This window comes from Fretibacterium fastidiosum (assembly GCF_000210715.1).
Lineage (GTDB): Bacteria > Synergistota > Synergistia > Synergistales > Aminobacteriaceae > Fretibacterium > Fretibacterium fastidiosum.
Genome location: NC_021038.1, coordinates 1,146,536 through 1,158,935, shown reverse-complemented (window position 1 = coordinate 1,158,935; position 12,400 = coordinate 1,146,536). Strand labels below are relative to the sequence as shown.

Here is a 12,400-nt window from a genome sequence, read left to right as displayed (position 1 = left end):
GTAGGCCTTTTTTTGAGGGCGCGCGTCGGCGTAACCTCTCCTGCTGCGCGTTCGTGGCGGGGGAATCGTCCTCCGAGGCCCCGCCGGACGGGAGCGATGCAGAGGCGTTGGTATCCAGCTCAAAGGCTGGACGAGGCGCCTCTGCGTCCTGCAAGGCGTCGGGCCACGCCGAGAAATGCGGGACGGCGCCGAAGGGCTGGAGCACTTAGCAGGCGGGACGCTCCCTCCGCTTTTCCAGGTAGGCCATCCCCCAGCTACATAACCCCTCTAGGGCCGGCATAAGGCTTTTCCCGTCCTCCTTCAGGTGATAGGTCACGGAGGGTGGCACGCTTCCAAGGGAATGGCGGAAAATCAGGCCTTTTTCCTCCAACTCGCGAAGGCACTTCGTCAGCATGGTGTTGGTCACTCCATGAACGCGGCGCTTCAGCTCGTTGTAGTGCAGGCCGTCCTCGTCGTTCAGACACCAAAGGATCGGCAGCTTCCACTTGGAGCCGATCAACTCCATCACGTAGAGCAGCGGGCAGCGCGCGGCGTAGTCCTCTGTTTTTGAATCCTTTGACCCCTTCATGAGCCCTTCAAACCCCTTCCCAAGTTTTAAGAAAGAAAAAACTGCGTACTTGTTTTTTGCTTCTCATAATAATACACTGAATTCGCGATAAACGTCAAAGGGAAACGCACCAGACGTACGGCAGCGGACACATCAACACATCAAGGTTTGGACCGAGGTGGTCCACCATGTCGTTTGAGCGGAGCGCTGCGGCGTTTTGTTCCAAGGAGCCGAAGAAGAGAGGAAATGCTAGGCCCTGAGGGGGCGGAAAATCTAGGGGGTAAGAAATGAAGGCGTTGTTTGTCAACGGAAGTCCGCGCAAAAACTGGAACACCCACAAGATGCTGGAGAGTGCGATGGAGGGGGCCAGGGAGGCCGGTGCGGAGGCCGAGCTGGTACACCTGTACGACGCTGCCTTTAAGGGGTGCGTCAGTTGCTTCGCCTGCAAGGTGAAGGGCAGCAGGACGAACGGCCTCTGCGCCTTTCGCGACCCGCTGACTCCGACCCTGGAGAAGGCACGGGGGGCGGACGTCATCGTCATCGGCAGCCCGGTCTATCTCGGCTGTCCCACTGCTTCGGCGCGCGCCTTTCTGGAGCGGCTGATGTTCCCTCTGCTCATCTACGGGATCAAGGAGAGGCGGGTCCTGAAGAAGACGGTCCCCACGGCGATGATCTACACCATGAACTGCCCGGAAGGATCGGCAGAGCGGTTTCATTACTCCACCCTGCTGGGGGCGAACGCCGACGCCCTCGAGCGTACCTTCGGCTACAGCGAGGCGCTCTGCGCCTACGACACGTACCAGTTCAGCGACTACTCCCGCTACGAGGTCACCCTGTTCAACGAAAAGGACAAGGCCAGACAGCGCGCGGAGCAGTTCCCGAAGGACCTTCAAAATGCCCGTGAACTGGGAAAACGGCTGGTCGAAAAGGTCGCCTCTCCAGCGGAGTCTGACGTCACATAAAAGGTGCCCCGATCCTGACGGGGTGTCCAAAAGAAATGGAACGTGATCGCGTTTTATAAAGTCTCAACACGAAATGAGGCGGAGGGGCCGCTCTTGAGTTCGATAACCCCTCCAGCCTCGTTGCTATATGCAGTCCGCCGCCTCAAGCGGCCTCGCCTGATGCTCTGGACGCCTCTTTTGCCGTTGCCTCAGCCTTGTAAAGCCAAACGGGTAGTCGGTGACTAGCGTGGATGTCAAGGGTTGTCCTGAAAGCCTAAAAGCCCGGATATCGCCCTCGCGCTTTCTACAACTTCCCTGGTGCATAGCTTACGTTTTTCTTCGCTCATGTGAATAACCGGCCCCGATACGCTGATAGCTCCTATGGGGGTTCCCGAAAAATCTATAATAGAAGCTCCAACGCACAGGACGCCAGGCTCATTTTCTTCGTTGTCGACCGCCCAGCCCCGCTCGCGAGTGATCTGTAATTCCCTGAGTAGTGCGTCATAATGAGTGATCGTGTTTTTCGTAAAAGGTATGACGACAATCCTGTTCCAGATGTCCTTGACCTCATTTTCGGACATCCGCGCCAGGATGCTTTTACCCACGGCAGTGGAGTACATCGGTGCTCGCATCCCCACGAAAGATGCCATGCTCACGATACTTTCCCGCATGTCTTCTTTATATAGATAAACAACCTCATCCCCATCGCGAGCTACCAGATGTATCGCCTCGTTGGTCAATTCCGCAAGACGCTCGAGGTATGGCCTCGAAATCGATACCAGATTCATTCCACCGATAATACGGCTGCCTATTTCAAATAAGCGCATCGTCAATCGGTATTTCCCCGTCTCCTTGTCCTGCTGTGCATAGCCGCGCGCGGTAAGGGAAGACAAAAGACGGTGTGTGGTGCTGATATGAAGCCCTACCTTTGACGACAAATTGGTCAATGTGACGCCATGAGGCTGGTTTGACAGTGCTTCAATCACATCCAACACACGGTCGATAGATCTCACGGGGCTTCCGGAACTGTTTACCAAGGGACGTCACTTCCTTATTTTCTCTTCAGATGCCTCTTGACAATCCGTAAAAACTCTTATAGTATAGCATTATGTTCTACCACTACACGATAAGCTATTTCATTATATGAAATAAGGAGATGACTGGAGTGGGTGATCCCGCACAATGGATTAAACAGGGAAAAATTATCGCAATACTTCGTGGTGTTGAGAGCGAAATTTGCTTAAGGGTCGCAGAAGCGTTATTCAACGGCGGTATTCGTTCTATGGAAATCACGTATGACCAAAAAAGACCGGAGACCTGGGAAAGTACGGCTGGCGCGATTCAAGAGGTCGCACGACAGTTCCCCGGCAAGTTGCTGGTTGGTGCCGGTACGGTCACTTCGCCAGAACTCGTGGATTTAACGGCAAAATACGGCGGGCAATTTATTGTATCACCGGATACGAACGTTGACGTCATTCGGCGCACTCGGGACGTTGGCCTTGTTTCCATTCCTGGCGCGCTCACCCCTTCAGAAATTTTGACAGCGCATCATGCGGGAGCGAATATGGTTAAACTTTTCCCTGCGGCTCAATTTGGTGTGAGCTATCTCAAAGCGGTGCGAAGCCCTATTAACAATGTAGATATTCTCGCTGTCGGCGGCATTAATAAGGACAATATCAATGAGTTTCTTGCTGCAGGGGCCGTGGGCGTTGGTGTCGGTGGCAATCTTGTAAACAGTGAATGGATCGAAACTGGAAAGTTTCATAAGATCACTGAGTACGCCAAGCTGTTGACGGAAGCGGTTGCCGTGTGATTTTCAGGCGCTTTTCCAGGAGAAAATAACAATGAACTTCTTAAACAAAAAGGCGAAAGGATTGGAGCAGGGGGCAATCCGTGCTATGTTTGACAAGGCGATTGGGATGAGTGACGTTATCAGCATGGGTATAGGAGAGCCAGATATGCCCACGCCAAGCCTGATTTGCGAGGCAGCTACTGAAGCCTTGAATAAGGGGATAACGCATTATACTCCCAACGCGGGTGCGTTTGAGCTGCGCGAGGCGATAGCACAAAAATCAACGGTCAAGGAAATAGGCTACGACCCATGGACTGAAATAATTATCACGAATGGCGGAATGGGTGCCTTGTCACTTTTGTTTCTGGTAATCCTTGATGAAGGCGATGAAGTGCTGATTCAGGATCCGCAGTGGCTGAATTATGTCGCACAGGTACAATACTGCGGAGGCAAGGCAGTGCGCGTACCGACAAAGAGTCAGGATAATTTCCAGATGAGTGCCGAAGTCATCGAGTCTCTTATCACGCCCAGAACAAAGGCGCTGATGATTAACTCTCCCAACAACCCTACAGGCGAGGTGATGCCTTGGAGCAATGTGGAGAAAATTGCAGAAGTAGTCCAGAGGCACGATATTCTTGTCATCACTGACGAAGTGTACAATACATTGACTTATGGTGATTCGCTGCCGTATCGGTCCATAGCCTCGTTGCCGGGCATGAAGGAACGAACCGTCGTCGTCAACAGTTTCTCAAAAGCTTACGCGATGACAGGGTGGCGGATTGGTTATGCCGCAGGTCCTTCAGATGTCATTGACCGCATGGTCAAGTGCCAGGAAAATTTTAACGCCTGCGTCAATGCACCTGGCCAATATGCGGCGGTCGTTGCCCTGAATCACCCTGAATTGACAAAAGAGTTGAGGGACGTCTTTGCCGGGCGGCGAAAAGCGTTTCTCGAAGGGCTTTCCAATATCGAAGGGATTCGCTGCAACGAGCCTGAGGGAGCGTTTTATGCTTTTCCGGATATCAGCGCGTTTCGCATGACCAGTCAGAGATTTTGCGAGCGTCTCCTGCTTGAACAGCGCGTTGTGTGCATCCCGGGAAGCGCTTTTGGAGAGTGCGGCGAAGGTTTTATACGAGTCGCTTACACCTGTGGCGAGGAAAAACTGCTGGAGGCTCTTGAGAGACTCCGCACGTTTTGCGCAAAAATTTAACAAAAGGGGTGACAACGATGGCAAAGTATGTGACTTTTGGCGAAATAATGTTGCGGTTGACTCCGCCCGGTCATGACGTACTCTTCCAGACGCCTCGCCTTGAAGCGACATTTGGCGGTGCGGAGGCCAACGTGGCCGTTTCGCTGGCAAACTATGGCGAGGACGTGGCCTTTGTGACGGCCGCACCCGCCAACCCAATCGGGGACGCCATGTTGCGCGAACTACGCGGTTTTGGCGTCGATACGCGCTTCATCAGGCGCTGCGGCGACAGATTGGGCGTCTATTATACGGAAACCGGCTCGAATATGCGCCCTTCAAAAGTGATTTATGACCGCGCGCATTCGTCCGTGTCTGAAGTGGAGCCCGGCGATTTTGACTGGAATATCGTCTTTGACGGTGCAAAGTGGTTCCACACGACGGGCATCACGCCGGCCATCGCGGAGGGGACGGCAAAAACAGCGCTGGGAGCCATGAAGCGCGCGAAGGAAAAGGGGCTGACTGTTTCCTGCGACCTCAACTATCGCAAGAAGTTGTGGAAGTGGGGCAAGACGCCGAAAGAGGTCATGAGCGAAATGGCGCAGTACATCGACGTCATGATCGCCAACGAAGAGGACTGCCAGAAGTGTCTTGGGATTGAACTCGACGTTGACGTGACCTCCGGAAAGCTCGACGCCTCGAAGTATGAGGCACTCGCTCGTAAAATCATGGCGACGTATAAAAACGTTCAATATCTCGCCGTCAGCCTTCGCGAGTCCATGAGCGCGGACTGGAACAACTGGTCCGTAGTGTTGGCGTCGAAAGACAGGTTTTACGTCAGCAAAAAATATGAAATTCGCGATATTGTGGATCGCATCGGCGGCGGGGATTCTTTCGGATCGGGGCTTATCTGGGGCCTGAACAACCTGGACGGTCTGCAGGCCGCTCTCGAGTTTGCAGCTGCGGCATCGGCGCTCAAACACACGATTTACGGCGATTTCAACCGCGTCAGCAGGGACGACGTTTTGACGCTCATGGGAGGGGATGCTTCCGGCAGGGTTCAGAGGTAACGCGCAGAATTTATTCTAGATGGCGGGCATCTTGCGGGGCAATGGATGATTTCGCCACCCCCGTGCCGCGGTATGGACGAGATAATTTTTCATTAGCGTACCTTGCTCAAACGTTTAAGTGAACAGGCTATTAACAGGAGGCGTATCATGAAAAAATTTCTTGTGCTCATTATGACTTTGGCTGCACTGCTGCAAATGACGGGGGCGCTTTCTGCCGCGGAAGATCTGGAGAAAATAAAGATTGGCTTTGCATTTCCCATGTCAGGCTCTGCGGCCATGGCCGGTAGATACAGTAGTCATGGAGCTCAAGTCATTGAAAAAGAGCTGAATGGTAAAATCACTGTCCAGGGGAAAGAGTATGACATCGAATTTGTCTACATGGATACCGAGGGGGCGGAGGAAAAGACCGTCAATGTGTACCAACGGCTTATTGAGGGGGAAGAGGTTATAGCCATTGTCGGCCCCGACTCCTCAAAGTGTGCTTTGGCGGCGGGGCCCGTGGCTCAAAACGCCGGCTGCTCCAATATTCCCACGTTCGCTACAAACACAGCCGTGACGGAGGTTGGAGATTATATTTTCCGCGCTTGCTTTATCGACCCCTTCCAAGGAAAGATTGCGGCGACATACTGCTGGAATGCCGGCTATAAAACAGCCTGCATCATGTTCAACAACGCCGACGCCTACCCCGTTGGTTTGAAAGACGCCTTTATCGAAAATTTTGAGGCCCTGGGCGGTCGTGTTTTGGCTATCGAGGAATACTCCGGGTCCGACGTGAAAGACTACAACGTACAGCTGACCAAGTTGGCGGCCCAAAATGCCGACTGCTTGCTGCTGCCGAACCTGAACGTGGAATTGGGACTTGAGATTCGTCAGGCCCGCACTGCCGGCATTACCTGCCCGATTGTCTGCGGCGATTCTGCTGATACCCCAGAGGTCGCTCAGGTGGCGGGTTCTGCTTCAGAGGGCGTCGCCTATGTATCCGCTTTCTCCGCCGAGTCCACCGCTCCTGCGGCCGCTGAGTTCGTGAAGAAATACACAGCCATGTTCCCCCAGGAGTTGCCAAACTCCAATGCCGAATTGACTTACGAGGCGACGCAGATGGTCCTTTATGCCTTGGAGAACGTAAGAGAAATCAGCCGTGAGGGCGTTCGCGACGCCTTGGCCTCCCTGAAAGGTTTGGAGCAGCCGTCAGGTATAATGAACATGGGCGAGGACCGAAATCCCGTCAAAGGGGCGGTAATCATGCAGTACGACAGCAAGGGCGTTTCTCATTTTGTTTCCGCTGTCAACCCTGATTAAAGAACATTGAAATTAATTTACCCGCGGAATGATTTTTTGTGGTAGACGTTTGAGCAAGGTGCGTGAATGGGAGGGTTAAGAGAGCAGAGGGGGTGTTTCTGTGGCCACCATCCTTCAATTTCTTATTTATGGTTTGCAGCTGGGTAGCGTGTATGCTTTGCTGGCGCTTGGCTACACCATGGTGTACGGGATTGTGGGAATGATCAATTTTGCCCATGGCGATTTCCTGATGATCGGCGCTCTGGGAACATATTTTATTGCAAAACTGTTTGACGGCAGTCAGATTGATGGAACGTATCCAATGCTGATTGTGGGAATCATCATCATTATCGCCATGCTGGGTACCGGAGGAATTGCTGTGGGGACCGAAGTCATTGCATATCGTCCGCTGCGTAACAAGCCAAGGATGATTGCACTGATTACGGCGGTTGGGGTTTCCATGTTTCTGGAGAATTTTCCGCGTGCTCTGCCGTTTATTGGCCCTAATCCACGCTCTTTTCCGACTTTGTTCCAACCCGTAACTTTCAGGGTGATGGGGGCGTCCATCACAACCACACAGATCATCATGATCGTTTTGGCCTCCGTCACGATGATGGCGCTTTATTTTGTGGTCAACCGTACCAAAATAGGCGGTCAAATGCGCGCGGTCAGCATGGACAGGGATGCGGCGTCCCTCATGGGCATCAATGTGAATAAGGTCATATCCATCACGTTCTTCATAGGCGGTGCGCTGGCAGCCGTATCCGGCATCTGCTATGCCAGTGCTTATCCCCAGGTTGACGTGTATATGGGGTCCTGGCTGGGCAACATGTCCTTCGTGGCTGCCGTGCTTGGCGGTATCGGCGATATCCGCGGCGCCATGTTGGGAGGATTTATCCTGGGGATCGCCCAGATTTTTGCAACGGCTATCAACTCCACTTTCGGGTACGCTGTGGGCTTCATTATTCTGATCGTTATTCTCCTGGTAAAGCCCGCAGGCATTATGGGCAAGTTTGTCATTGAGAAAGTATGATATTGAGGCGGGTCGGATGAATATGAAAAAACTGTTTAAAAGCGTATATCCAGCCGCGCTCGTGTTCCTGTTCTACGTTCTTGTAACGCTCCTGCGTTCAATGAGAGTCCTTAACGCCTACTATATCCAGGTAATGATGTTTGCCGGCATCAATATCATGATGACGGCCAGTTTAAATCTGGTCAACGGGTTTACAGGGCAGTTCTGTATCGGCCATGCCGGCTTCATGTCGTTGGGCGCTTACGGCGCCGCAGTAGTCACCACAATAGTATTTCACGGCAAAAGTATTCCTGCGGCGGCTCATGTGCCTGTCTTTTTATTGAGTCTGCTGACGGGAGGGTGCGTCGCGGCTTTGGTGGGCGCGCTGATAGGGCTGCCCTCCCTGAAGCTCAAGGGCGATTATCTTGCTATCGTTACGCTGGCTTTCGGCGAGATCGTCAGGGCAATTTTACGTCTCATCCAGCCTATCGGCGGTGCTCGCGGCATGATAGGCATTCCCAACTATTCCAACCTCGCGTGGATACTGTTCTTCGTGACTGTGACGCTGTACCTGCTGCGCAACTTGATTTACTCCCCATACGGCAGGGCGTTCCTGGCCATCCGGGATGACGAGATTGCAGCTGATGCAATGGGAATCAATACCACCCGTTATAAAATCATTTCTTTCTGCATTGCCGCTTTCATTGCCGGCGTAGCGGGGGGGCTGTATGCGCACGTGCTGGCGTTTATCCAACCTGACTCTTTCAGTTTCACAAAGAGTTCTGATTTTCTGGTCTACCTCTACGCGGGTGGCTCAGGTTCGTTGACCGGGTCTGTCCTTGGGGCTACGTTATTGACCGTGCTGCCGGAGATACTACGCTTCCTTGCGGATTGGAGGCTGGCGGTTTATGCGGTCATTCTGGTCGTTGTGATGTTGTATCGCTCCGAGGGGCTTTGTGGAGGAAAAGAGCTTCCTTTTATGCGCGTTTCCCGTGCCTCCCTATATGAAACGCCGCTGTTCGCTGCAAAAAGAATACGCGAGAAAAGAGCAGAGTCATGAGTCTGCTGGAAGTTAAAAACCTCTCCATTATGTTCGGCGGCCTTTGTGCGGTAGACGACTTTAATTTAGAAGTGGAGAAGGGCGAACTGATTGCCGTGATTGGCCCCAATGGTGCCGGAAAAACCACCGTGTTCAATATGCTCACCGGCATCTATAAGCCCACCTCTGGTGTCATCACACTGGAGGGGGAAAACATGGTGGGACTGAAGCCCTATCAGTTTGCGCAGAGTGGTATCGCCCGCACGTTTCAAAACATTCGGTTGTTTTCCAATGCCACGGTGGCTGACAACGTAAAGATGGCCCATACTATGCGCAACAAACAAAATATCTTCAAATGTCTTCTGCGTACTCCTGGCATGATCCGCAGCGAACGGGCATTGGACGAAAAGGTGATGGAACTGCTGTCGCGCCTGGGCCTAGCGGATAAGGCGGATATCCCGGCTAAAAACCTGCCTTATGGAGATCAGCGGCGTCTTGAGATTGCGCGTGCGCTGATGACCGCTCCAAAGATACTGTTGTTGGACGAACCTGTGGCGGGCATGATCACTGCGGAACTGGAGGATATGGCTCAACTGGTCTCCAAGATTCGGCGGGACTTCGGCCTGACCATTATCCTCATCGAACATCACATGAACTTTGTTATGCCCATCGCTGACCGAATAAAGGTGCTGGATTTTGGGAAAACCATTGCTGAAGGTCTGCCGTCTGAGGTGCAGACCAATCCTCTCGTCATTGAGGCCTACCTTGGAGGGGGATACCAAGATGCCAATGCTTGAAGTACGGGATCTGCAGGTCTCCTACGGTGCCATTCAGGCAGTGCAGGGGGTATCCTTTGAAATGGACAAAGGAGAGATCGTGGCGCTGATTGGCTCCAACGGCGCGGGGAAGTCCACGATTCTACGCACAATATCCGGTCTGGAACACGCTAAAAACGGCTCTATCGTATTCCAAGGTGCAGAATTAACAAAAATGAAGCCTCATAAAATTGTGGAGTTGGGGATATCCCATGTGCCGGAGGGGCGGCGGGTGTTCCCCAGGATGACTGTGACGGAGAACCTCCTCATGGGAGCCACCTTGGCAACGGATAAGCAGGCCGTCAGAGATGACTTGGAGCGGGTGTTTTGCATTTTTCCCCGTTTGAAGGAAAGGGCAGGACAGGAGGCTGGTACACTGTCCGGCGGCGAACAGCAGATGCTGGCGTTGGGCAGGGCGCTGATGACTAACGGGACGCTCCTGATGCTGGATGAACCCTCAATGGGGCTTGCGCCTATCGTCGTTGAAGACATCTTCCGCGTAATCAAGCAGATCAACGAGAACGGCGCCAGCATACTGCTCATTGAGCAGAATGCTTTCCTGGCTTTGACGACCGCCTCGCGCGCTTACGTGCTGGAGACTGGAACTATCACAATGCAGGGTGCTGCAAAGGATCTTTTGACGGATGAGCGTGTAAGGGCGGCCTATCTTGGAGTCTAAGGTAAACAGTCGTGCCCCCATAGGTCAACGTGCTTCAGCTTCAGAGGTGCATTTAAAAAGCGATGGGACACGCACCGTGTGTGAGGCTGTTGCAGGGGATTTTTGGCGATGAGTGGGGTTCTCATTCATTCAGTCATGGGTTTTAACGTCCTGCATGATACATCCCTGTGAAAATCGGCATGGTGTGCTGAAGGTAGGGGCAGGTTATGCCAGTGTATTAAGAGGTGATTGCTATGATTGACGTAATCAAAAAAATCAGGGACATCGGCATAGTCCCTGTAGTGAAGCTGGACTCTTCGGAGCAGGCTGTCCCCCTGGGGAAAGCGCTGATCGCGGGCGGTATCCCCATTGTCGAGGTGACGTTCCGCACAGACGCGGCGGAGGAGTCCATCAAGAAGCTCGTAGCGGAGCTACCCGAAATCATGGTCGGCGCCGGCACTGTGACCACCATCGACCAGGCGAAGCGTGCTTGGGCTGCGGGAGCAAAGTTCATGGTCTCCCCCGGTTTCAACCCCAACGTCGTGCGCTGGTGCATCGAGAACAATATTCCAATAACTCCCGGCGTCAACAGCCCCTCTCAGATAGAGCAGGGCATTGAGTCGGGGCTTTCCGTTCTGAAGTTTTTCCCTGCGGAGCAATCGGGCGGTGTGAATACGCTGAAAGCTTTCGCCGGGCCGTACGGCAGCGTTATGTACATACCGACCGGCGGCGTGAACCTTAAGAACATGTGTTCTTACCTCGCGTTTAAGAACGTCCTTGCAGTTGGAGGGAGCTGGATGGTAAAGCCCGATACCATAGCCGCAGGAAAGTACGATGAGATAACAAAGCTTTGCCGTGAAGCCGTCATAACAGGACTGGGTTTTGAGCTGCGTCACGTCGGGATCAACGACCCGGACGAGGACGCAGCCAGGAGGGACGCTGCACGGATGGAGGAACTGTTCAGTTTTACGTCAAAACCCGGAAATTCGAGCATCTTCGCAGGTGTCGGGTTCGAGTTTATGAAAAGCCCTTACCTGGGGAAGAACGGGCACATCGCCATTGCGACGTACAGCGTTGACCGCGCCGTTGCCTGGCTGGCCAACCTGGGCGTTAAGACGAGGCCGGATACGGAAAAGCGCGACAGCATGGGCTCTCTCACAGTCGCTTACCTTGACGAGGAGATAGGCGGCTTCGCCGTCCATCTGGTAAGGAGGTAGCCGAGCTTTGCGATACCGAATGCAACGGCAGGGGATGGAAGATAAAAAGGTCCGTAGGTGACAGCCATTCACGGTAAATGAGGTTTACAGATTGCAGCAGCGCTGTCATTCTTTCCACGCCCCCTTTCGGGAAGGGGCCCAAGCGCTTCTTCGCCCGATGATTCCGGGTGCCTCTCCTGCGCGTTCTTCGATCGGCGCAGCGGAAACGTCGTCCAGCCCGTAGCCCCTCACCGGCGAGAAGGCCTCAACCAACAAGAAGACCTCAAAAAGCGAGGTCCTGCCTCGCGACAGGCAGGACCTCAAGTCAGGAATAGAGCGCGCCAAAGACGCCCTCCGGTGAGGGAGGCGTGTGCGCGGGGAGCCGTTCGTCCGTCTCAGCGGCCTCCCGCACCGACGGTTGCGTTACTTCTTTGGGTCCTTCGCCATCCGCTCTTGGGAGAGGGACGTTTTGCCTTGCCCAAGAGCCTGTATGGATACAAAATGCGATCCTACCGGCAGCGTCTGCGAAGGAACGGAGCCGCTATGGACAGCAGGAGCAGCCCGCCGAGGCCGGCATTGCATCCGCCGCTCCCGGAGGCCTTTTTCTCCTCGGGTTTCGCCTCGGGCTCCTGCTTCTTCATGGACTTCAGGAGGATTCCCTGGTCGCCCAGGCCGATGGTCCTCTCGCCCTCGACGCCCTCCAGCCTGCAGCGTATCGCCCGGATGCTGGCCGTATCCCACTGGCCCCTGGCCACCTTGCCCGAGATACGAAGCCCGTAGCTCGAGGCCTGGGCAGATGTAACCTCCTGCTCCAGGGCCTCTGCCTCCAGCCCCTCCGCCAAGGCCCTCGCGCTGCCTTCCTGGAT

General features: G+C 54.0%; 13 protein-coding genes. 10 read left to right on the top strand and 3 right to left on the bottom strand.

Annotated features, from left to right (window positions below; genetic code table 11):
- Nucleotides 1-205: 205 nt before the first annotated feature.
- A complete protein-coding gene (locus SY1_RS05320) occupies nt 206-568 on the bottom strand; it encodes a winged helix-turn-helix transcriptional regulator (protein ID WP_015556408.1) in 363 nt (120 codons plus the stop codon).
- Nucleotides 569-834: 266 nt separating this feature from the next.
- Here SY1_RS05320 and SY1_RS05315 point away from each other — a divergent pair, with 266 nt between their 5' ends.
- Complete coding sequence (locus SY1_RS05315) at nt 835-1,509, top strand: flavodoxin family protein (RefSeq protein WP_015556407.1); 675 nt, start codon at nt 835-837, stop codon at nt 1,507-1,509.
- Between the two features lie 233 nt (nt 1,510-1,742).
- Here SY1_RS05315 and SY1_RS05310 read toward each other — a convergent pair whose 3' ends face one another.
- Complete coding sequence (locus SY1_RS05310) at nt 1,743-2,483, bottom strand: IclR family transcriptional regulator (protein WP_208872965.1); 741 nt, start codon at nt 2,481-2,483, stop codon at nt 1,743-1,745.
- A 170-nt stretch (nt 2,484-2,653) separates the two neighbouring features.
- On the opposite strand from SY1_RS05310, the gene SY1_RS05305 reads away from it, so the two are divergent.
- The 9 genes from SY1_RS05305 (at nt 2,654) to SY1_RS05265 (ending at nt 11,555) form a co-directional block, all read left to right on the top strand.
- Nucleotides 2,654-3,301 carry a bifunctional 4-hydroxy-2-oxoglutarate aldolase/2-dehydro-3-deoxy-phosphogluconate aldolase gene (locus SY1_RS05305; protein WP_208872963.1) on the top strand — a complete coding sequence of 216 codons (648 nt, stop codon included), beginning with the start codon at nt 2,654-2,656 and terminating at the stop codon, nt 3,299-3,301.
- A 31-nt stretch (nt 3,302-3,332) separates the two neighbouring features.
- Nucleotides 3,333-4,490, top strand: coding sequence for a pyridoxal phosphate-dependent aminotransferase (locus tag SY1_RS05300; RefSeq protein WP_015556406.1), 1,158 nt, complete (start codon nt 3,333-3,335; stop codon nt 4,488-4,490).
- 17 nt (nt 4,491-4,507) lie between these two features.
- Nucleotides 4,508-5,536, top strand: coding sequence for a sugar kinase (locus SY1_RS05295; RefSeq protein ID WP_015556405.1), 1,029 nt, complete (start codon nt 4,508-4,510; stop codon nt 5,534-5,536).
- A gap of 147 nt (nt 5,537-5,683) precedes the next feature.
- Complete coding sequence (locus tag SY1_RS05290; RefSeq protein WP_015556404.1) at nt 5,684-6,835, top strand: ABC transporter substrate-binding protein; 1,152 nt, start codon at nt 5,684-5,686, stop codon at nt 6,833-6,835.
- A gap of 100 nt (nt 6,836-6,935) precedes the next feature.
- Nucleotides 6,936-7,847 (top strand): branched-chain amino acid ABC transporter permease, encoded by a 912-nt coding sequence (locus tag SY1_RS05285; protein WP_208872961.1) that lies wholly within the window; start codon nt 6,936-6,938, stop codon nt 7,845-7,847.
- A gap of 16 nt (nt 7,848-7,863) precedes the next feature.
- Entirely contained in the window at nt 7,864-8,886 is a 1,023-nt protein-coding gene (locus SY1_RS05280; RefSeq protein ID WP_208872959.1) for a branched-chain amino acid ABC transporter permease, read from the top strand.
- Complete coding sequence (locus SY1_RS05275; protein WP_015556402.1) at nt 8,883-9,662, top strand: ABC transporter ATP-binding protein; 780 nt, start codon at nt 8,883-8,885, stop codon at nt 9,660-9,662. The genes SY1_RS05280 and SY1_RS05275 overlap by 4 nt, the downstream gene beginning before the upstream one ends.
- A complete protein-coding gene (locus tag SY1_RS05270) occupies nt 9,649-10,359 on the top strand; it encodes an ABC transporter ATP-binding protein (RefSeq protein WP_015556401.1) in 711 nt (236 codons plus the stop codon). Before SY1_RS05275 ends, SY1_RS05270 begins: the two co-directional genes overlap by 14 nt.
- A gap of 233 nt (nt 10,360-10,592) precedes the next feature.
- Nucleotides 10,593-11,555, top strand: coding sequence for a bifunctional 4-hydroxy-2-oxoglutarate aldolase/2-dehydro-3-deoxy-phosphogluconate aldolase (locus SY1_RS05265; protein ID WP_015556400.1), 963 nt, complete (start codon nt 10,593-10,595; stop codon nt 11,553-11,555).
- 488 nt (nt 11,556-12,043) lie between these two features.
- On the opposite strand, the gene SY1_RS05260 is transcribed toward SY1_RS05265, so the two are convergent.
- Nucleotides 12,044-12,400, bottom strand: a 357-nt coding sequence (locus SY1_RS05260; RefSeq protein ID WP_208872957.1) for a Synerg-CTERM sorting domain-containing protein, incomplete at its 5' end; no start/stop codon positions are given.

What these genes read in the sequence shown, in the direction of transcription:
- SY1_RS05320 (WP_015556408.1), bottom strand. Translation starts at nt 568, where the DNA reads ATGAAGGGGTCAAAGGATTCAAAAACAGAGGACTACGCCGCGCGCTGC.
- SY1_RS05315 (WP_015556407.1), top strand. Translation starts at nt 835, where the DNA reads ATGAAGGCGTTGTTTGTCAACGGAAGTCCGCGCAAAAACTGGAACACC.
- SY1_RS05300 (WP_015556406.1), top strand. Translation starts at nt 3,333, where the DNA reads ATGAACTTCTTAAACAAAAAGGCGAAAGGATTGGAGCAGGGGGCAATC.
- SY1_RS05295 (WP_015556405.1), top strand. Translation starts at nt 4,508, where the DNA reads ATGGCAAAGTATGTGACTTTTGGCGAAATAATGTTGCGGTTGACTCCG.
- SY1_RS05290 (WP_015556404.1), top strand. Translation starts at nt 5,684, where the DNA reads ATGAAAAAATTTCTTGTGCTCATTATGACTTTGGCTGCACTGCTGCAA.
- SY1_RS05280 (WP_208872959.1), top strand. Translation starts at nt 7,864, where the DNA reads ATGAATATGAAAAAACTGTTTAAAAGCGTATATCCAGCCGCGCTCGTG.
- SY1_RS05275 (WP_015556402.1), top strand. Translation starts at nt 8,883, where the DNA reads ATGAGTCTGCTGGAAGTTAAAAACCTCTCCATTATGTTCGGCGGCCTT.
- SY1_RS05270 (WP_015556401.1), top strand. Translation starts at nt 9,649, where the DNA reads ATGCCAATGCTTGAAGTACGGGATCTGCAGGTCTCCTACGGTGCCATT.
- SY1_RS05265 (WP_015556400.1), top strand. Translation starts at nt 10,593, where the DNA reads ATGATTGACGTAATCAAAAAAATCAGGGACATCGGCATAGTCCCTGTA.